This window comes from Myxococcota bacterium (assembly GCA_041389495.1).
GTDB lineage: Bacteria > Myxococcota_A > UBA9160 > UBA9160 > UBA4427 > JAWKRT01.
In genome coordinates this window covers 1-20,120 of sequence record JAWKRT010000008.1, presented here as the reverse complement: position 1 = coordinate 20,120, position 20,120 = coordinate 1, and the positions used below count along the sequence as shown (strand labels likewise).

The window sequence follows — 20,120 nt, the reverse complement described above, 5'->3', positions numbered from 1 at the left end:
CGACGGCGACTCGGTCGTCCTCGTCGACCCGGCGCGCGGCGTGCGCGCGCGCGTCGACCTCTCGCCGCTCGCGCTCGAGGGCCGCCACAACCGCGACAACGCGGCGATGGCCCTCTGCGCGGCGGTCGCGCTCGGCGTCGAGCCCGCGCGCGCGAGCCGCGCGTTCGCGACGTTCCGCGGGCTCCCGCACCGCAGCGAGCTCGTCGCGGTCGTGCGCGGCGTGCGCTTCGTCGACGACTCGAAGGCCACGAACCCGGGCGCGGCGGAGCGCTCGCTCGAGGGCTGCGAAGGGCGCGTCGTGTGGATCGCCGGCGGGCGCGACAAGGGCCTCGACTTCGCGCCGCTCGCCGAGGTCGCGGCGCCCCGCGTGCGGGCGGCGCTGTGGATCGGGGAGTCCGCGGGCGCGCTCGAAGCCGCGATGGGCGGCGCGATCCCGAGCGAAGCGTGCGGCACGCTCGCGCGCGCCGTCGCGCGCGCCGCCGAGCTCGCGCGCGAAGGCGACACCGTCCTGCTCGCGCCGGCGTGCGCGAGCTTCGACCAGTTCACGAGCTACGCGCATCGCGGCGAGGTCTTCCGCCGCGAGGTGCTCGCGCTCGCGGGCGCCGCGCCGGGAGCGGCCGTGGCCGACGGCGGAGACGCGCCGTGAGGAAGGGCAAGGTGCGCCCGGGCGGCCGCCCGGCCGCCCGCGGGGCGCGCGCGGCCGCGCGCGACGCCGCGCGCGAGCGCACGGCGGACGCGCATGGGTTGTAGCAGGTCGGGCCCGACCGCGCGCGCGTCGTCCTCGTCGGGCAGGACGACGGCGACGCGCGCGCCCGCGGCCTCGAGCGCGCGCGCCTCGCGCTCGACGCAGCGCTCGGCGCACGTGCCGGCCGGCACGGTGCGATCGCACATCGGCGCGACGACGAGCACCGCGTCCGGCGCGTGCGCGAGCACGAGGTCGGCGTTCGTCGCCGAGCCGACGCCGCCGTCCATGAACGCGCGCGCGCCGATCGGCACCACCGGGAACATCCCGGGCACGGCGCACGACGCGGCGACCGCGCGCGCGAGCGGCGCGCCGCTCGCGGCGTCGAGCGCGCAGCGCTCGCCGCTCTCGGTGTCGATCGCGGCGAGCACGAGCGCGCGCGCGGGCCAGTCGGCGACGCCCGTCGCGCCACCGCTCGCCGCGATCCACGCGTCGAGCGGCGCCGTGCGCGCGTCGCGCGCGAGCGCGCCGATGCGACGGCGACGCGCGCCGTCCATCGCCTCGGGCGACGTCGCCTCGTTCCAGATCGCGAAGATCTCGCGCATGCGGTCGCGGTCGAAGCCGCCCGTCGGGCGCGGCATGCCGAGGCGCCCGCCGCCGAGCGGATCGGCGGCGAGATCGTGCCCGGCTGCGACGCGCGCGCCGACGACGCTCCCCGCGGAGGTCCCGACGACGACGTCGGCGCGGCACAGGTCGACGCCTTCCGACCGCAGGCCCCCGACGAGGCCCGTCTCCCAGGCGATGCCGATCGGGCCGCCGCCGCCGAGCACGAGCGCGCGTCTCACGAATCCCCCTGCTCGCCTCGTTCCGGCCGGGCGGCGGAAGCTACCGCACGCGCGCGCCGCGCGGACGCGCCGGCTACGCTGCGCGCGTGTCGTCCGCGCCCGACGCCGCCCTTCCCGCTCGACGGATCTTCGTCACGAGCGCGCTCGTCCTCTTCACGGCCGGGCTCAGCTTCGCGCTGCGCGGCGCGGTGCTCGGCGCCGTCGAGGCCGACGTCCTCACGGCGCTCGACGCCGCGCGCGCGAGCGAGCTCGCCGGCGCCCTCGGCGGCACCGCGTTCTGGAGCTTCGCGTTCGCGCTGCTGCTCGCGAGCACGTTCCTCGAGCGCATCGGCATGGGGCGCGGCGTCGTGCTCGCGGGCGCGTTCTTCGCGCTCGGCACGCTCGTCGCGGTCGCCGCTCCCGCACTCGGCGAGGGCTGGAGCACGTATCGCGCGCTGCGCGTGGGCTTCGGCCTGTGCGGGCTCGGCTGGGGCTTCATGGAGGCGACCGTCAACCCGCTCACGACGGCGCTCTACCCGCACGACAAGGTGAGCCGCCTGAACGTGCTGCACGCGTGGTGGCCGGCGGGCATCGTCGTCGGCGGCGCGAGTGCGCCGGCGCTCGCGGCGCTCGGCGTCGGCTGGCAGGGGCAGCTCGCGCTCGTCGTGCCGCCGGCGCTCGTCGCGTGCGCGCTGTGCGCGGGTGTGCGCTTCCCGGCGACCGAGCGCGCGGCGGCGGGCGTGCGCTGGGGCGAGATGTTCGGCGAGCTGCGCCGCCACCCGCTCTTCGCCGTCTGGCTCGCGTGCATGTTCCTGACGGCGGCCGCCGAGCTCGCGCCCGGGCAGTGGATCGACCTGACGCTCACGCGCACGGTCGGCATGCGCGGCATCTGGCTGCTCGTGTACGTGAGCGGGATGATGTTCGTGCTGCGCCACTTCGCCGGGCCGATCGCACACCGCATCGCGCCGATCGGCATGCTGTGGGCGTCGGTCGCGGTCGCGACGGTCGGCCTCCTGCTGCTCCCGCTCGCGACGTCGCCGCTCGAAGGGCTCGCCGCGGCCACGGTCTGGGGGCTCGGCGTCTGCTTCCTGTGGCCGACGATGCTCGCCAACGTCGCCGAGCGCTATCCGCGCGGCGGCGAGCTCTTCATCGGCATGATGGGCTTCGCCGGCGCGCTCTCGATCGCGTTCGTGCTGCCCATGCTGGGCCGTGTCTTCGACGATGCGCGCCATGCCCTGGCGGGCGGCGAGGCCGCGTTCGCGGCGCTCGCGGCGGACGAGCGCGCAGACGTGCTGCGCCGCGCCGCGCAGACGTCGTTCCGCACGCTCGCCGCCTTCCCGGCCGTGCTGGTCGCGGTGTTCGGCGCCATCTGGGCCTGGGATCGCGCGCACCCGCGCGGCGGCGCGACGGGCCGGCGCGCGGCTTCCGCCGTCGCGATCGCCGCGCTCGTCGCGATCGCGTCCGCCGTCGTCGCGGGCTGCGGCGCGGACGACGCCGAACGGCGAGCGCCGTCCGCCGGCGCGCGCGGACGCGTGCTCGTCGTGGGCCTCGACGGCGCGACCGAGAAGGTGATCGCGCCGCTCGTCGCGGCCGGCGAGCTCCCGCACCTCGCAGGGATCGCGCGCGACGGCGCGCACGGCCCGATCCGCGCGGGGCTCCCCGTCCTGTCGCCGCGCATCTGGACGACGGTCGCGACGGGCGTCGAGCCGGAGGTGCACGGCATCCTCGACTGGGTGCGCCGCACGCCCGACGGCGAGCTCAGGCTCTACTCGAACCTCGACCGCAAAGTGCCCGCCGTGTGGAACATCGCGAGCGCGGCCGGGCTCCGCGTGGGCGTCGTGAACTGGCTCATCACGCAGCCGCCCGACGTCGTGAACGGCGTCATGGTCAGCGACCACGCCATCCCCGGGATGACGGCGAGCCGCCTGCCGATGGCGAAGGAGATCGCCGTGCAGCGCTTCGGCACGGAGGGCGCGCGCGGCGACGTCGGCGCGCCGGAGGTCGGCATCGCCTACGCGTCGCCGCCGGGCTTCGCGGCCGAGGTCGAGGCGCTGCGCGCCGGCGGCGCCGACGGCGACGCGCCGGGCGGCGGCGCGCCCCTCACCGACGTCCCCAATCCCTTCCTCGGGCCCGCGTGGCAGGGCCATCCCGTGTTCGACTTCCTGCGCGGCGTCTACCGCGACGACGAGCTCGCGGTGCGCATCGCACTCGAGGTCGACGCGCGCGAGCGCCCCGACCTGCTGCTCGTCTACCTGCCCGGCATCGACCGCGTGTCGCACCTGCTCTGGCAGGGCATCGAGGTGCCGGACGCGCCGCCGCCCGGGCTGCGCGTCCACCCGCCCGCGCTGCGCGCGCGCCACCGCCGCGCACTGCACGACTACTATCGCTTCAGCGACGCGCTGCTCGGTCGGCTGCTCGCGTCGTTCGGGCCCGACGACCTCGTCGTCGTGCTGTCGGACCACGGCTTCGAGGCGAGCCGCAACCCGAACACGATGCCGGGCGTGCACGAGAGCGAGGCCGCGCGCGACGGCATCCTGTACGTGCGCGGGCGCGGCGTCGCGGCGGGCGTCGCATCGCCGCGCATCGCGCACGCCGACGTCGCGCCGACGCTGCTCGCGTGGCTCGGGCTCCCGCTCGCCGACGATCTCGCGGGCGCGCCCGCGCCCTTCGTCGCGACGCCGCCGCCGGCGCGCGTCGCGAGCCACGCGGACGTTCCCGTCGAGCGCGTCGCCGCGCCCGCCTCGGACGCGGACGCCGACATCCTCGAGAAGCTGCGCACGCTCGGCTATGTCGAGTAGGCGCGCGGCGCGCGCGGCGTTCGCCGCGGCGCTCGCCGCCGCGGCGGCGTGCGGCGACCCGCCCGCGACGCCGACGCACCGCGCGGCGAACGCGGACATCGCGGAGAACGCGGCGAGCGCGACGCCCCCGGTCGCGAGCGCGCCGCCCGCGGCGCGCGCCGGCGACCTCGACGACGCGCTCCGCGCACTCGCGCGCGGCGCCGTGCGCGTCGAGGTCCGCGGCGGGAGGCTGCGCGTCGCCGCGCGCGGCGCGAGCCGCTTCGAGCTGCTGCAGGCCCTCTCGACGCGGCTCGACTTCGAGCTCGAGGACTGGAGCGAGGACGACCCGCGCATCGACGTCGCGATGGACGACGCGACGCTCGAGGAGGTGCTCGCGCGCGCCCTCGCGCCCACCCCGTACCGGCTCGACTACGCGAGCGACGGAGCCGACGGCGCGAGCCGGGTGCGGCGCCTCGAGGTCGGCGGTGCGGCCGCGCTCCGCGATGCCGCGGACGCCGGCGGAGCGGCCGGCGGCGCAGCGGCGGGCGACGGCGCGCAGACCGCGGGCGCAGGCGACGCCGGCCGCGCCGGCCCGCGCCGCTACGCGCCCGCGACCGCGGACGAGACGGCGGCCGCGCTCGCCGCGCGCGCGGAGCGCGCGGCCCGCCGCGCGCGCGAGGCGCTCGCGGCGAGCGAGAGCGACGACGAAGGCGCGCGCCTCGACGCCGTCGAGCTCGCCCTCGACGCGGACGACCCCGCGATGCGCGAGCGGCTGCACGCGCTCGCGCTCGGCGACCCGAGCCCGCGCGTGCGCGCCGCCGCCGCGTCGGCGCTCGCGTTCGGCGCGGCCTCGTGGGAGCTCGTGCGCGCGCTCGACGACGCCGACGACCGCGTCGTCCTCGCGGCGATCGACGCGCTCTCCTGGTCGGACGACCCGCACGTCGCCGACGCGCTCGCGCGCAAGCTCGACGACCCGGATCCGGAGATCGCCCGAGCCGCGGCCGACGCGCTCGCCGCGCGGCCCGACGCGCGCTGACCGACGCCCGTCGCGGGGCGAGCGGCTACTGTTCGGCGTCGACGTCGGTCGCGACGTCGATCAAGGGGGGAAGCACATGACGGACCACACGTCGGGTTCTGCGTCGGCCCGCGCGTCGCGCGGCGGACTGCGGGCGCTGCGCAGCGGCCTCGGTCTCGCGGCGGCGCTCGCGGTCGCGAGCCTCGCGGGCGGCGCGCGCGCCGCCACCATCTGCGTGGATCCGGGCAAGGCCGGCTGCCAGACGACCATCCAGGGCGGGATCGGCGCGGCGAGCGCCGGCGACACGCTGACGATCGCGAAGGGCTTCTACAACGAGAACGCGGTCGTCCCGAGCGGCAAGAACGGCCTCGTCATCATCGGCCCGCGCACGGCCGTGATCGACGCGGACGCCCCGCTCGTCGGCGACGCGCTCACGATCGACTCGAGCGGCGTCACCGTCGCGGGCCTCACGATCCGCAACGGCGACGCGGACGGCATCGTCGCGAACGGCACGAACGTCCTGATCGACGGCGTGACGCTGACCGGCCTCGACGGCGACTGCATCGTCGTCAACGGACAGGGCGGCATCGTGCAGGGCAGCACGCTGCGCGGCTGCGGCGACAACGCGATCCAGGCGAACAGCGCCGACGACCTCCAGCTCCTCGGCAACCGCATCTCGCACTGCGACGAGACCTGCATCGAGGTCGTGGGCGACGACGCGATCATCGAGAAGAACACGGTGTCGATGGCGCAGGACGACCACGCGATCCTCGTCGCCGGCAACAACGTCGAGATCGTCGGCAACCGCCTCGACGGCGCGTCGGCGGAGCTCGTCTCCGTCGCGGGCGACAACGCGCTCGTCTCGGGCAACCGGCTCGCGAACGCCGGCGGCGGGGTCTCGGTCGCCGGCGCGAACCCGGTCGTCGCGAAGAACGCGGCGGAGAGCCTCGGCGGCGGCGGGTGGGCCGTCGACGTCACGTGCACGGGGAGCTGCGGCAACGCGCTCGTCGAGAGCAACCGCGTGAAGGACGCCGCCGACGACACCGGCGGCATCTCCGTCACGGGCAACGCCGCCGGCATGGTCGTGCGCAAGAACCGCGTCGAGCGCACCGAGGACTTCGGCTTCCAGGTGAACGGCGGCGCGCCGGTCGACTTCCAGTCGAACGCGGCGACGACGGTCGGCGGAGACCGCAGCACGGCGTGCATCGACGTGAACGGCGCGGGCGGTCACGCGATCGCGCGCAACCGCGGAACGGACTGCCACGGCGACGGCATCGACGTCAGCGGCACGGGCCACACGCTGACGCGCAACCAGGTGCGGAGCGCGATCCAGAACGGCCTCCACCTGTCGAGCGGCTCGGGCCACACGGTCGACGCCAACAAGGTGCAGGACGCGAACGGCGCGGGGCTCGCCGTCGAGAGCGCGGTGACGAGCTCGTCGGCGGACGGCAACTCCGTGAAGCGCGTCCGCAATGGCCTGTGCAACAAGAGCGTCTCGACGACGGTGACGAACCACACCGCGAAGCAGACCGACACGGCGGACGAGATCGGCGGCGGCGGGAGCTGCCCGATCTGAGCCGCGCGCGCGGCGCGCAGCGCGCCGCGAGCCAACCTGAACGCCCCCGGCGCCGCGCGGCCCGGGGGCGTTCTCGTTCGCGCCCCTCCGCGCGCAGCGCTGTGATAGAGAGTCGAGACATGACGACTCACCGCATGCACGATCCGGCGTCGACCCGACTCCTCGCCTGCGCGCTCGCCGCCGCACTCGCCGCGGCCGCGGGATGCGCGGGCCACGCGGGAGCCGGCGCGCCCGCGGATGCGTCGCACGCGATGCACGCGCACGCGAGCGCGCCCCGCCGCGTCGTGCCCGAGGGCGCGGGGGCTCCCTTGTTCAACGACCTCGGCGCATTCCGCCGCGCGACGAGCGCGCGCGGCGCGCTCGCGCCGCGCTACTTCGACCAGGGCCTCCTGCTCGCCTACGGCTTCAATCACGCCGAGGCGCACCGCTCGTTCGCCGAGGCCTCGCGCCAGGACGCGACGTGCGCGATCTGCGCCTGGGGCGAGGCGCTCGTGCTCGGCCCGAACATCAACAAGCCGATGGACCCGGCCGACGCGGAGGCCGCCGTCGAGGCGAGCCGGCGCGCGCTCGCACTCGCGGCGAACGCGAGCGACGTCGAGCGCGCGCTGATCGAGGCGCTCGCCGTCCGCTACGAAGCGCCCGCCCCCGACGACCGCAGCCGGCTCGACGCCGCCTATGCCGACGCGATGCGCGACGTCGCCGCGCGCTTCCCGGACGACGACGACGTGCAGACGCTCTTCGCCGAGTCGCTGATGGACACGATGCCGTGGGACTACTACGAGAGCCCGGCGACGCCCCGGGCCGCGACCCGCGAGATCGTGGCCGCGCTCGAGCGGGTGATGGAGCGAAGCCCCGAGCACCCCGGCGCCCTGCACCTGTACATCCACGCCGTCGAGCCCTCGGATGCGCCCGAGCGCGCCGAACCCGCCGCCGACACGCTCGGGGGGCTCGCTCCCGGCGCCGGCCACCTCGTGCACATGCCCTCGCACGTGTACCTGCGCATCGGACGCTATGCGGACGCCTCGGCCGCGAACGAGCTCGCCGCCGCGGCGGACGAGTCGTACATCACCCAGTGTCGGGCCCAGGGGTTCTACCCGGCCGCCTACTATCCGCACAACATCCACTTCCTCTACGCGTCGGCCGCCTTCGAGGGGCGCAGCGCCGTCTCCATCGCGGCCGCGCGCAAGCTCTCGGCCGCGATGGAGCCCGAGGTCGTCGCCGCCGTGCCGGTCGTCGAGGAGTTCGTGCCGATGGAGCTCTACGCGCTCGTGCGGTTCGGGCGCTGGGAGGAGATCCTGGCCGCGCAGGCCCCGCCGCCCGAGCAGCGCTATGCGACCGGCGCGTGGCGCTTCGCGCGCGGCATGGCGCACGCGGCGCTCGACCGTCCGGCGGCCGCGCAGCGCGAGCTCGCGATGGTGCTCGGCATCGCCGCGGAGCCGGGCGCGTCGGCGCTCGTCTTCACCTCGGGCGCGACGCCCGCGCAGCTCCTCGGCATCGGCGCCGACGTGCTGCACGCGCGCATCGCGCTCGAAGCGGGCCGCCACGAGGAGGCGATCGACGCGCTCGAAGCCGCCGTCGCCGCGCAGGACGCCCTTCCCTACACGGAGCCGCCGCCCTGGTACGCGCCCGTGCGCGAGACGCTCGGTGCCGCCCTGCTCGCGGCCGGGCGGCCCGGCGAGGCGGAGGCCGTGTTCGCCGAGCAGCTCGCGCACACGCCGCGCAACGGCTGGACGCTGCAGGGGCTCGTCGCGAGCCTCGAGGCGCAGGGCAAGGACGCGAGCGAGGAGCGGCGCGCGCTCGAAGCGGCGTGGGAGCGCGCGGACTTCGCGCTCGACGCGCCCGTGCTCTGAGCCGCGCGCGGGCCCGGACGCGGACGCGAGGGCGCGAACGCGAGGCCGTGCGTGTGGCGCGCGAGCGCACGCGACCGCGTGTCTCGGCTCCGCGCCGGAAGCCCCGCCCCGGGCCTTACCCTCGACTGGTCGTCGACTAGCCCGCGGTCGCGAGTTCGCGCTCATCCGCGCGCGTGCGAGGTCGATGCGCACGGGCGATGGAGCTCTGCGACGCCTTTGCCATCGATGCGCACAACCTGGCCATCCGCAGGCGCTTCGTCCGCCTCGGCGAGGCCGAGCAGTCGCTCCTCCGTCCCCTCGTCGGATGGGCGCGCGCGACGGCGCCCTCGATCGCGCGCGAGTTCTACGACTGGCAGTTCGAGTTCCCGCAGACGCGCGCGTTCTTCGAGGCGATGGCGGAGCAGAAGCAGATCCCGCTCGGCGAGCTGCGCCGCGCGCTCGAGGCCGCGCAGGCCGGCTACCTGACCGAGGTCTTCGCGGGCGCACAGGACGGATGGGGCCCCGAGTACTTCGAGCGCCGCCTCGGCGTCGGGCGGACGCACGACCGCATCGACCTGCCGATGAAGTGGTACCTCGGAAGCTATGCGGAGTACGAACGGCTCGTCGCGCGCCACCTGCCGCGCTCGGTGCGCTGGCGGCCGCGCCGCTGTGCGCGCGTGCTCGAGGCGGTGCGGCGCGTGTTCAACCTCGACATGCAGGCCGTCGCGGACGCCTACCTGCTGAGCGTCCTGCGCAGCATCGGCCTCCGGATCGAGGCCCTCGACGTGACGGGCGACGCCGACCGCACCGAGCAGCTCGGCGAAGCGAAGCGGCGCATCCACCAGGTGCTGCGCGAGGTCGTCGGCGCGACCGACGAGATCGCGCGCACGTCCGAGGCGCTCCTCGGCGCCACGCACCAGATGTCGGAGAGCGCATCGGAGGTGGCGAGCGCGAGCGAGCAGATGAGCGCGAGCCTCGGCGAGGTCGGCACGCACTCCGCCCACGCGGCCGCACAGGCGGAGCAGGGTGTCGAGACGAGCGCCGAGCTCGTCCGCCACGTCGGCGAGCTCGAGCAGGTCGCCGAGGCGATCGACGGCGTCGTGCAGCTGATCGCGAAGATCTCGCAGCAGACGAGCCTGCTCGCGGTGAACGCGAGCGTCGAGGCGGCGCGGGCGGGCACGAGCGGCAAGGGCTTCGCCGTCGTCGCCGAGGAGGTCAAGAAGCTCTCCGGCGAGTCGCGCGCGGCGGCCGACCGCATCCTCGACTCGACCCAGGTGCTGCGCGGCGCGGTCGACGCCTCCATGTCGCTCGCGAAGCGCATGGCGAGCGCCGTCGAGGCCATCCAGCAGGGCGAGCAGATCGTGTCGAAGGCCGTCCACGAGCAGACGACGGCGATCCGCGACATCGCGAACTCCGCCGCGCAGGCGTCGGGCTCGACGACGCACGTCGCCTCGGCGTCCGAGGAGCTGTCCCGCTTCGTCGCCTCGCTGACGCGCGCCCTCGAGTCCTTCGACCCCGATCGCCTCTGAGACGCGCGCCCGGCGCGCGCCTACTCGAGGTGGCTCCGCAGCATCCAGGCGTTCTTCTCGTGCACGTCGATGCGCTCGACGCCGAGATCGGCCGTCGCCAGGTCGCGCGCGGCCTCGGCCGCCTCGACGACGCGCCGCGCCGAGGCGACGAGCCGCAGCTGGTCGGCCGCGAGCCCCTCGAGCATCTCGCGCGCCGTCCGCGGGCCGACGTCCTCGCGCACCGTCGAGAGCTCCGCGAACTCCGAGTAGCTCGCCGGCGCGCGCGCACCGACCGCGCGGATCCGCTCGGCGATGCGGTCGACCGCGAGCGCGAGCTCGGTGTACTCCGTCTCGAACAGCGTGTGCAGCGTGTGGAACATCGGGCCGGTCACGTTCCAGTGATGGCCGTGCGTCTTCAGGTAGAGCGTGTAGGTCTCGGCGAGCAGGCGCCGCAGCGCCTCGACCACGGGTGCGTTCTCCACTTCCGATGCCTCCTCCGCGGGCTCGCGGCCCGCGTCGTCGCAGCGCGTGGGGCGGAGCATCGGGCCCGACGCGCCATCGATCCAATTGATTGTGTGGATCGATGTGATAACCAATGCTGTCGATGGGCACGCCGACGCTCCGCCAGCTCGAGTACCTCGTCGCGATCGCCGACCACGGCAGCTTCCACGCGGCCGCGCGCGCCTGTGGCGTCACGCAGCCCGGGCTGAGCGCCCAGATCCAGCAGCTCGAGTCGCAGCTCGACGCGAAGCTCCTCGAGCGCGGCGGGCGCAAGGTGCTGCCGACGCCGGCCGGCGAGGCGGTGCTGCGCCACGCGCGCGCGGTGCTCGCCGACGTCGACCGCCTGGTCGAGGCGTCGCACGCGCACGCACAGCCGCTCGCGGGCCGGCTTCGGCTCGGCGTCATCCCGACCGTGTCGCCCTACTTCCTGCCGAAGGCGCTCGCGCGCGTGCGCCGCCGCTACCCCTCGCTCGAGGTCTGGCTGCGCGAGGCGAAGACGGACGAGCTCGTCGCACTGCTGCACCGCGGCGAGCTCGACGTGCTGCTGCTCGCGCTCGAGGCGCGCCTCGACGGGCTCGAAACCCTCCCGCTCTTCCGCGACGCGTTCGTCGCGGCGTTGCCGGCGGGGCACCGCCTCGCGCGGCGTCGTCAGCTGCGCGAGAGCGACCTCGCCGACGAGCCCGTGCTGCTGCTCGAGGACGGCCACTGCCTGCGCGACCAGGCGCTGTCGTTCTGCGCCGAGGCGGGCACCGTCGAGCGCACGGACTTCCGCGCGAGCAGCCTCCCGACGCTCGTCCAGATGGTCGCGGGCGGCGCCGGTGCGACGCTCCTCCCCGAGATGGCCGTGCGCGTCGAGGCGCGCTCGCCGGGCATCGCGATCGTGCCGTTCCGCGGCGCGGCGCCCGCGCGCACGATCGGGCTCGCGTGGCGCGCGGCGTCGCCGCGCGCGCCGGAGTTCCGCATGCTCGGAGAGGCGCTCGGCACGCCCGCCTGAGGAGCGCGCGCCGCGTCCGGAGGTCGCCCTCGCGATGCACATCCAGCACTTCTTCGACGACCTCACGGGCACGCTCACGTACGTCGTGCACGACGGCCGGCGCGGCATCGTGATCGACCCGATCCGCGACTACGAGCCGAAGAGCGCGCGCACGTCGTGGCGGTCGGCCGAGCGCGTCGCCGCGTGGCTGCGCGAACGCGGCATCGCGATCGACTGGGTCGTCGACACGCACGCGCACGCCGACCACATGAGCGGCCTGCCCTACTTCAAGGAGCACTTCGGTGCGCGCACGGTCACGGGCGCGGGCGTGGGCGTCGTGCAGGCCGCCTTCCGCGACGTCTACGGCCTCGAGCGCGACTTCCCCGTCGACGGGAGCCAGTTCGACCGGCTCGTCGAGGACGGCGAGCGGCTCGCGGCGGGCGACCTCGACGTCGAGGTGATGCACACGCCCGGCCACACGCCCGCGCACGTGGCACTCCGCGTCGGCGACGCGGTCTTCGTCGGCGACACGCTCTTCATGCCCGACTACGGCTCGGCGCGCTGCGACTTCCCGGGTGGCTCGGCCGGCGTGCTGTGGGACTCGATCCAGCGCCTCTACGCGCTCCCCGACGCGACGCGCGTCTTCACCGGCCACGACTACCGTCCGAACGGCCGGCCGCTCGCGTTCGTCGCGACCGTCGGTGAGCACGCGCGCGCGAACGTGCAGATCCGCCGCGACACGTCGCGCGACGCGTACGTCGCGTTCCGCGAGGAGCGCGATGCGACGCTCGAGGCGCCGCTGCTCATCCTCCCGTCGGTGCAGGTGAACATCCGCGCGGGCGAGCTGCCTCCGCCCGACGCGAACGGCATCGCCTACCTGCGCATCCCGCTCGACACGCTCGGCCGGAGCAGGAAGCGATGACCGCCTACGACGACGTCGCGCCGCGCGACGCGCACGCGCGGGCGGGCGAGCTGACCGCGATCGACGTGCGCGAGCCGAACGAGTGGGACGGCGCGCTCGGCCGCGTGCCCGGAGCGCTCCACGTGCCGCTCGGCGAGCTCGCGGCGCGCGCCGACGCGCTGCCGCGCGGGCGTGCGCTCCTGCTCGTGTGCCGCTCGGGGCGCCGCTCCGCGGCGGCCTGCGAGACGCTCGCGGCGCGCGGGCTCGGCCCGCTCCACAACCTCGAAGGCGGCATGATCGCGTGGTGCCGCGCAGGGCTCCCGGTCGAGCGCCGCGACCCGTCGACGCCCGCCGCGCTCGTCGACGGCCTCGTCGCGTGGCTCGCGCAGGTGACGATGCAGACGCCGGACGCGGCGCGCGCGCGCGTCGGCGATGCGCTCGCGCCGCGCGCGTCGACGACGCGCGACGATGCGGCGCGCGCGATCGACGCGGTCGAGGCCGCGCTCGCGGGCGACGGCGCGCCCGCCGATCTCGACCTCGTCGTCGCGTCCTACCGCAGGGCGCTGCGCGCGCTCGGCGCGGGCTGAGGGGCGCGCGTGCTCGCACTCGGCATCGCGCTCAGTCTGCTCGTCGGCGTGTCGCTCGGCTTCTTCGGGGGCGGCGGCTCGATCCTCACCGTGCCGCTGCTCGTGTACGTGTTCGGGCTCGAGGCGAAGCGCGCGATCGCGAGCTCGCTGCTCGTCGTCGCGGCCGCGAGCCTGTCGGGCGCCGTGCAGCACTGGCGCGCGGGCAACGTCGAGCTGCGCACGGCGGCGACGTTCGGCGCGGCCGGCATGGCGGGCGCACACGTCGGCGGGCGCCTCGGCGCCTGGCTCGACGGCTCGCTGCTGCTGCTGCTGTTCGCGCTCATGATGGGCTTCACGGCGTTCGGCATGTGGCGCGGGCGGCGCGCACCCGCCGCCGGCGCCGCGCACGAGCGCGCGCTCGGTCGGCTCGTCGCGCAGGGCGCGGGCGTCGGGCTGTTCACCGGCCTCGTCGGCGCGGGCGGCGGCTTCCTGATCGTGCCCGCGCTCGCGCTGTGGGCGGGGCTCGAGATGCCCGTCGCGGTCGGCACCTCGCTCGTCGTCATCGTCATGAACTGCCTCGCCGGCTTCGCCGGCTATGCGAGCCACGTCGACGTCGATGCCGGGCTCGTCGCCGCCGTGGCCGCGACGGCGGTCGCGGGCTCGTTCGTCGGCGCCGCACTCGCGCGACGCGTCGCGCCCGCGTCGCTGCGGCGCGCGTTCGCGGGCTTCGTCGCCGCGATGTCCGCGTTCGTGCTCGTGCGCGAAGCCGACGCGTGGGTCGCGACGGCGCGCGACGCGCTCCCGGCGAGCGCGCCGCAGGCCGTGCTCACGCTGGCCGTGCTCGCCGTCGGCATCGCGACGGGGCGCGTGACGCGGCGCGCGCCGAGCGACCCGCTCGCCGACCGCGCGCTCTACTCGGAGGGCGGCGGCATCTGATCCGCCCGTCGCCCGCGCGCGCCACTTCCGCGCGCGCCACTTCCGCGCGCGCACTCCCGCGCGCGCCGGAGGGCGAATCCCGTTGACGCGGGACGCCGCGAGCGTTCACGGTGCGCGCGCGACCCCGCCGGGTCGCTCCGAATCCGACCTCCCGGGCGATCGGCGCGGGAGCTTCGCAGGAGGGGCGCGCATGCAGCGCACGCCGCGGGCGCACCGGCTCGCAGTGGCCATCGCCGTCGCGGTCGCACTCGGCGCAGGCGTCCTCGCGTGCGCGGGCGGCACGCGCGACCGCGACGCCGCGCACGCGGGGGCGGACGGCGCGCCGGCCGACGACGCGAGCGCCGGCGACGACACCGGGCGCGACGCCTGGGTCAAGCCCGACGCGATGGGCGCGATCTACGCCGAGAACTGCGCCGTCTGCCACGGCGCGAATCTCGAGGGCGCGGCGCAGGGCCCGTCGCTGCGCGCCGACCCGCTCGCGCACGGCGCGTCGATCGACGAGCTCGTCGCGAGCATCGCCGACGGCTACCCGCAAGCGCGCATGCCCGCGTGGCGCGGCGTCATCGCGGACGACGACCTGCGCGGCCTCGCCATCTACCTCGCCGAGAAGCGGCGCGGCGACCCGGGCCCCGACGGCTACGGCGTCGGCGCCGCACCCGTCGTGCCGACGGGCATCGTGCACTCCGAGCTGCACGACTTCGAGATCGAGCTCGTCTGGAGCGGGCTCGAGGAGCCGTACTCGATCGCGCCGATGCCGGACGGGGGCATCCTCGCGACCGAGAAGATGCGCGGGCTGCTGCGGATCGACCCCGCGCGCGGTACGGCGACGCGCGTGACGGGCACGCCCCGCTTCTACGACGACGCGCCGATGCGCGGCACGATGTACGCGGGACAGGGCTGGGCGCACGAGGTCGCGCTGCATCCGCGCTACGCGGAGAACGGCTGGATCTACCTCTCCTACGGCGACCGCTGCGACGGGTGCAACGCGGCGAGCCGCGCGAGCGGCGCGCCCGTGTCGATGCTGAAGCTCGTGCGCGGGCGGCTCGACGGCGCGCGCTGGGTCGACGAGGAGACCGTCTGGGAGGCGCCGCGCGAGTCGTACGAGGTCGGCGTCGAGAACGGGATCTCGGCGCGCATCGAGTTCGACGACGCCGACCGCGTGTACCTCACCGTCGGCGTGCTCGCCGACTACCGGAAGGTGCAGGACCTGCGCGAGCCGTTCGGCAAGATCCTCCGCGTGCGCGACGACGGGAGCATTCCCGAAGACAACCCGTTCCTCGACGTGCCGGGCGCGCTGCCCGCCATCTACACGCTCGGCCACCGCAACGCGCAGGGCCTCGCCTTCGATCGCCGCACGCGCACGATGTGGTCGTCCGAGCACGGGCCGCGCGGCGGCGACGAGACGAACCTCGTGCGCGCGGGCGCGAACTACGGCTGGCCGCTCGTGAGCCTCGGCGTCGACTACGACGGGCGCCCCATCCACTACGCCGAGGAGTACGGCATCGCGTTCGACCCGGCCGACCTCACGGGCCCCGTGCTCGACTGGACGCCCTCGCCCGGGCTCTCGAGCATGGTCTTCTACGAAGGCGACGCGTTCCCGCGCTGGCGCGGCCAGCTGCTGCAGGCCTCGCTCGCCGCGACCAAGCTCGTGCGCGTCGTGACCGACGGCGCGAGCGCGCGCCGCGCGGAGACGCTGCTCGAAGGCATCGGCCGTCTGCGCGACGTCGAGGTCGCGCCGGACGGCACGGTGCTGCTGCTCGTCGAGCACCGCGCGGGAAGCCTCGTGCTGCGGCTCGTTCCCGCGTCGCCGCCGCGCCCGGCGGCGACGGCGAGCACTCCGGAGGACTGAGCGAACTGCGCACTGCGAACTGCGAATCGCCGCGGGTCCAGGGACGGACCCGCACGCAAGGAGGAAGCCCCATGTCGGATCGATGCACGTCGTCTCGAAGCTCGGCCGCCCGCTGGCTCGCTCTCGCCTCGCTGCTCGCACTCGCTCCGCTCCCCGCCGCCGCCGTCGTCAAGGTGTACGACGCCACGCCTCCGCACGGCACGCCCGGCACGCACTTCGGCTTCTCGACCACGCTCTGCCCGCCCATCAGCGCGTCGCCCGGACAGGTGCAGGGACAGCACGTCGTCTCCGACACGGGGAGTGGCACGGTCACCGCGACGACGATGGACGTCGTGCTCCACCAGCTGATCGACTTCGACACGACCTCGGTCTTCGGCCCGGGGAGCTTCGTGTTCGGCCTGTCCGTCGGCACGTGGAACCCGTCGGTCCCCGCGACCGGAACGGGCAGCACGAGCCCGGGCGGCACGGTGCAGTGGGGCGTGCTCAGCGGCTGGACCAACTCGGGCACGGGCTTCTGCATCTCGAGCCCGCAGACCATCTGCACCGCCGGCGCGCAGGTGCCGCACGGCGTGACGACGAACCTGCCCGACGCCAACTCGCCGACCTACGACCTCGGCACGTGGACGTTCGACGGCCAGGGCGACATGGTCGGCACGAGCTACATCTACGGCACGTTCAACGGCGGCACGGCCAACAACCAGATGCTGATCACGGGCGCCTACGTGGGCGGGGGCGTTCCCGCGCTGCCGCTCGCCGGCGCTGCGGCGCTCGCGGTCGGCCTGCTCGTCGCCGGCGCGCGACAACGCCGCTCGTCGCGCTGACGCGCGTATGCGGGCGGGCGCGCGGCGCGGCGCTCGGGAGCGCCGCGCCGCGCGTCTGGCATCGCTACTCCTCGAGCACGACGGCGCCGACGAGCGCGCCGAACGCCTCGAACGGGTTCGGCACCTCCCAGCTCCGGCGCTCGAGATCGGCGCTCGCCGCATCGGGGTCGACGCGCGGCACGGGCTGAGCGTCGCGCGCGTAGACGAAGGCCGTCGCGCACACGTCGTCGACGCGCTCGCAGATGCCGAAGGCGTGCGCGGGCGGCGGCAGCCCGCGCGTCCAGCCCGCGCCCGCGAGCGGGTTGCGCGCGGGCACGTCGTCGAGCAGGTGCTCGCTCCCCGCCGCGACGAAGACGGCGCCGATCTGCTGCACGGTGACGGTGAGATCGCGCGCGAACACGATCGGGTCGGGCCCGTGCCAGCGGTAGAGGCTCACGAGGTCGGGGCACGCGTCCGTCGACGCCGGGTCGCGCAGGTCGTGCGGAACGCCCTGCCACAGCGTCTGGTGCGCGCCCATGCCCCACGCGGTTCCCGCGTAGTCCTCGAAGCCCGTGCCGCAGATCGTCGGGTGGTCGCGGTCGCCGTCGAGGAAGACCTTCACCTCGCCCTCGCCGTACCAGGTGAAGTGCTCCTGCGCGAGCGGCTCGCGCAGCACGCGCACGCCGACGTTGCAGCCGAGGAAGCGCCCGGGCCCCGCGAGGTCGCGCGCGATCGTCATGTCGCGCCCGAGTGCGGTCGGGTTCTCGCGCCGGAAGCTCGCGTGGAGGAGCGCGGCCTCGGGCGGCTCGCCGCCGAGCGTGTAGTCGAGCTGGAAGTAGAGCGGGAAGCGGCGCGCACTCGCGTTCACGAAGTCGACGCGGATCGCGCGCCGGAACGGCATCGGCATCCACGCGTTGAAGCCGCGCCCCTCCTGCACCGCCGTGTACGCGGTGTGGAGCGCGACCGGCCGCCCGTGCGGACAGCCGAAGAAGTCGACGAGCGGCACCGAGACCGAGGGCGCGTCGGCGCCGTCGTAGAACACCTCGAGCGCGATGCGCCGCATCGCGACGGGCTCCATCGGCGGCACGGTGAGCCACGCGTGCCGGATGCGCCCCGGGCCCTCGATCTCGGCGAGCGTCACGCGCTCGCCCGCCTCGATCATCCGGCTCGGCGCGCCCTTGCGGCCGCCGTGCGCGCGCCCGCCCGCGCCCTTCGCACCGGTCGGGTTCTCGAACGTGATGGCCCGGCTCTCGATGCGCGGATCGAGGAGCGACGGGTCGTCGAAGAGCGTCATCGTCGGCGTGCCTCCGCGCGGCATCCTCGCACGTCGCGGCCGCTCCGCGCCGACCGACGTCGCGTCGCGCGCGCGAACGCGTGCGAACACGGGAGCGGCGCGCGGGAACGCACTAAGGTTCCGGCTCGCGGGCGCGCGCCCGCGGCCCGAAGGCGGAGGCGCGAGCGACCGGCGCGCCTGAACCAGGAGCACGAGCCATGACCGATCGCGACGACGCCTACTTCTGGGAGGGGGCGAAGGAGGGCCGCCTGCTGCTGCGGCGCTGCGCGGGCTGCGGAAGGCTCGCGCACCCGCCCGTTCCCATGTGCGGCGACTGCCACTCGCTCGCGTGGACGACCGAGGCCGCCTCGGGGCGCGGCACCGTCTACACGTGGCTCGTCTCGAAGCATCCCTCGCAGCCCGACGCGCACCCGCGCATCGTCGCGCTCGTCGATCTCGCCGAGGGCGTGCGCATCGTGTCGAACCTGCGCGACGTCGACGTCGACGACGTGCGCGACGGCATGCCGGTCGCCGTCTTCTTCGAGGAGGTGAACGGCCACGTGCTGCCGCAGTTCCGCCCGGCCGGGGAGGCCGCATGAGCGCGATCCGCGACACGGCGATCGTCGGCATCGGCCAGACCGAGTTCTCGAAGCGCTCCGGGCGCAGCGAGCTGCAGCTCGCCGCCGAGGCGAGCCTCGCGGCCATCGCCGACGCGGGCCTCACTCCGGCGGACATCGACGGCACGGTCACCTTCACGCAGGACGCGAACGACGAGCTCGAGCTGATGCGCTGCCTCGGCATCGAGGAGCTGCACTGGACGGCGCGCACGCCGTTCGGCGGCGGCGGCTCGGCCGCGACCGTCCAGCTCGCCGCCGCCGCCGTCGCGTCGGGCGCCGCGCGCCACGTGCTCGTCTACCGCGCCTTCAACGAGCGCTCCGGGCAGCGCTTCGGCCAGCCCGACTCGGGCGGCCAGGCCGCGCGCCTCGGCGTCGACTTCCACTTCGCGTTCGGCCTCGACACGCCCGCGAAGATCTACAGCGTCTGGTACAAGCGCTACATGGACCGGTACGGCGTGACCAACGAGGACCTCGGCCACTACGTCGTCCAGGCGCGACGTTATGCGGCGACGAACCCGGCCGCGTGGTTCTACGAGCGCCCCATCACGCTCGCCGACCACCAGGCCTCGCGCTGGATCGCCGAGCCCGTGCTGCGCCTGTTCGACTGCTGCCAGGAGTCGGACGGCGGCGTCGCGCTCGTCGTCACGTCGCTCGAGCGCGCGCGCGACCTCGCGCCGCCGCCCGTGCGCGTGCTCTCCGCCGCACAGGTCCACGGACGCGGCAGCCACATGCTCTTCAACTTCTACGAGAAGGATCTGTCGGGGTTTGCGGAGGCCGAGAGGCTCGGCGACCGCCTGCGCGCCCAGGCCGGGCTCGCGCCCTCCGACATCGACGTCGCGATGATCTACGAGAACTTCTCGCCCGTCGTCCTGATGCAGCTCGAAGCGCACCGCTTCTGCGCGCCGGGCGAAGCGCGCGACTTCATCCGCGAGGGCCACATCGCCATCGACGGCACGCTGCCCGTGAACACGCACGGCGGCCTGCTCGGCGAGGGCTACATCCACGGCGTGAACAACATCCTCGAGGCGACGCGCCAGCTCCGCGGCACCGCCGCGAACCAGGTGAAGGACGCCTCCACCGCGCTCGTCGCCGCGGGCCGCAGCGGCATGATCCTCGGCCGCGCGTAGGCGCGGCGGAGCGAGCGCGCGGCGTCAGTTCGGCCAGTAGACGAACTCGTCACCGGGCTCGAAGCGCTCGGCCTTCGTCTTGTCGACGCCGATCGCGGCCTCGAGGTAGGACGGGTAGAGCGGCGGGTGCGCGCCCTCGAGGTGCCGGTCGATGCGCGCGCGCAGACGGGCGACCACGTCCGGGCGCTCGTCCGCGAGGTTCACCTGTTCGGTCGGATCGGCGGCGAGGTCGTGGAGCCAGACGCGCTCGCGCTTCGCGTCGAGCTGGAGCTTCCAGCTCCCCTGGCGCACCGACACGTAGTAGCCGCTCTGCCAGAAGAGCTCGTCGCCCGGGCGCTCTGCCGCGGGGTCGAGGATGTCGATGCC

General features: G+C 75.3%; 18 protein-coding genes. 14 read left to right on the top strand and 4 right to left on the bottom strand.

Annotated features, from left to right (window positions below):
• A partial coding sequence (locus tag R3E88_22550) for a cyanophycin synthetase (GenBank protein MEZ4219262.1) occupies window positions 1-646 on the top strand: 646 nt, incomplete at its 5' end.
• Here R3E88_22550 and R3E88_22545 read toward each other — a convergent pair.
• Complete coding sequence (locus R3E88_22545; GenBank protein MEZ4219261.1) at window positions 550-1,527, bottom strand: patatin-like phospholipase family protein; 978 nt, start codon at window positions 1,525-1,527, stop codon at window positions 550-552. The genes R3E88_22550 and R3E88_22545 overlap by 97 nt on opposite strands.
• An 86-nt stretch (window positions 1,528-1,613) precedes the next feature.
• Here R3E88_22545 and R3E88_22540 point away from each other — a divergent pair, with 86 nt between their 5' ends.
• The 5 genes from R3E88_22540 (at window position 1,614) to R3E88_22520 (ending at window position 10,232) form a co-directional block, all read left to right on the top strand.
• Window positions 1,614-4,304, top strand: a complete 2,691-nt coding sequence (locus R3E88_22540) for an MFS transporter (protein ID MEZ4219260.1) — start codon at window positions 1,614-1,616, stop codon at window positions 4,302-4,304.
• Window positions 4,294-5,319: a HEAT repeat domain-containing protein gene (locus tag R3E88_22535; protein MEZ4219259.1), complete on the top strand. Its 1,026-nt coding sequence runs from the start codon at window positions 4,294-4,296 to the stop codon at window positions 5,317-5,319. Before R3E88_22540 ends, R3E88_22535 begins: the two co-directional genes overlap by 11 nt.
• 76 nt (window positions 5,320-5,395) lie before the next feature.
• Window positions 5,396-6,874 (top strand): right-handed parallel beta-helix repeat-containing protein, encoded by a 1,479-nt coding sequence (locus R3E88_22530; protein MEZ4219258.1) that lies wholly within the window; start codon window positions 5,396-5,398, stop codon window positions 6,872-6,874.
• Window positions 6,875-6,993: 119 nt separating this feature from the next.
• Window positions 6,994-8,724, top strand: coding sequence for a hypothetical protein (locus R3E88_22525; GenBank protein MEZ4219257.1), 1,731 nt, complete (start codon window positions 6,994-6,996; stop codon window positions 8,722-8,724).
• A gap of 197 nt (window positions 8,725-8,921) precedes the next feature.
• Complete coding sequence (locus R3E88_22520) at window positions 8,922-10,232, top strand: globin-coupled sensor protein (GenBank protein ID MEZ4219256.1); 1,311 nt, start codon at window positions 8,922-8,924, stop codon at window positions 10,230-10,232.
• Between the two features lie 20 nt (window positions 10,233-10,252).
• On the opposite strand, the gene R3E88_22515 is transcribed toward R3E88_22520, so the two are convergent.
• The gene (locus R3E88_22515; GenBank protein ID MEZ4219255.1) at window positions 10,253-10,693 is read right to left on the bottom strand and encodes a Dps family protein; all 441 of its coding nucleotides are present in this window, start codon (window positions 10,691-10,693) and stop codon (window positions 10,253-10,255) included.
• A 113-nt stretch (window positions 10,694-10,806) separates the two neighbouring features.
• Here R3E88_22515 and R3E88_22510 point away from each other — a divergent pair, with 113 nt between their 5' ends.
• The 6 genes from R3E88_22510 (at window position 10,807) to R3E88_22485 (ending at window position 16,758) form a co-directional block, all read left to right on the top strand.
• Window positions 10,807-11,706, top strand: coding sequence for a LysR substrate-binding domain-containing protein (locus tag R3E88_22510; protein ID MEZ4219254.1), 900 nt, complete (start codon window positions 10,807-10,809; stop codon window positions 11,704-11,706).
• 34 nt (window positions 11,707-11,740) lie between these two features.
• Entirely contained in the window at window positions 11,741-12,607 is an 867-nt protein-coding gene (locus R3E88_22505) for an MBL fold metallo-hydrolase (protein ID MEZ4219253.1), read from the top strand.
• Complete coding sequence (locus R3E88_22500; protein MEZ4219252.1) at window positions 12,604-13,173, top strand: rhodanese-like domain-containing protein; 570 nt, start codon at window positions 12,604-12,606, stop codon at window positions 13,171-13,173. The genes R3E88_22505 and R3E88_22500 overlap by 4 nt, the downstream gene beginning before the upstream one ends.
• A 9-nt stretch (window positions 13,174-13,182) precedes the next feature.
• The gene (locus R3E88_22495; protein MEZ4219251.1) at window positions 13,183-14,088 is read left to right on the top strand and encodes a sulfite exporter TauE/SafE family protein; all 906 of its coding nucleotides are present in this window, start codon (window positions 13,183-13,185) and stop codon (window positions 14,086-14,088) included.
• A gap of 190 nt (window positions 14,089-14,278) precedes the next feature.
• Window positions 14,279-15,937, top strand: coding sequence for a PQQ-dependent sugar dehydrogenase (locus R3E88_22490; GenBank protein MEZ4219250.1), 1,659 nt, complete (start codon window positions 14,279-14,281; stop codon window positions 15,935-15,937).
• A gap of 71 nt (window positions 15,938-16,008) precedes the next feature.
• Entirely contained in the window at window positions 16,009-16,758 is a 750-nt protein-coding gene (locus R3E88_22485; protein ID MEZ4219249.1) for a hypothetical protein, read from the top strand.
• Window positions 16,759-16,822: 64 nt separating this feature from the next.
• Here R3E88_22485 and R3E88_22480 read toward each other — a convergent pair whose 3' ends face one another.
• The gene (locus tag R3E88_22480; GenBank protein MEZ4219248.1) at window positions 16,823-18,031 is read right to left on the bottom strand and encodes a glycoside hydrolase family 172 protein; all 1,209 of its coding nucleotides are present in this window, start codon (window positions 18,029-18,031) and stop codon (window positions 16,823-16,825) included.
• Window positions 18,032-18,228: 197 nt separating this feature from the next.
• Here R3E88_22480 and R3E88_22475 point away from each other — a divergent pair, with 197 nt between their 5' ends.
• Window positions 18,229-18,609 carry an OB-fold domain-containing protein gene (locus R3E88_22475; protein ID MEZ4219247.1) on the top strand — a complete coding sequence of 127 codons (381 nt, stop codon included), beginning with the start codon at window positions 18,229-18,231 and terminating at the stop codon, window positions 18,607-18,609.
• Window positions 18,606-19,754 (top strand): lipid-transfer protein, encoded by a 1,149-nt coding sequence (locus R3E88_22470; protein ID MEZ4219246.1) that lies wholly within the window; start codon window positions 18,606-18,608, stop codon window positions 19,752-19,754. Before R3E88_22475 ends, R3E88_22470 begins: the two co-directional genes overlap by 4 nt.
• Window positions 19,755-19,778: 24 nt before the next feature.
• On the opposite strand, the gene R3E88_22465 is transcribed toward R3E88_22470, so the two are convergent.
• The coding region (locus R3E88_22465; protein ID MEZ4219245.1) for a sulfatase at window positions 19,779-20,120 on the bottom strand (342 nt) is incomplete at its 5' end.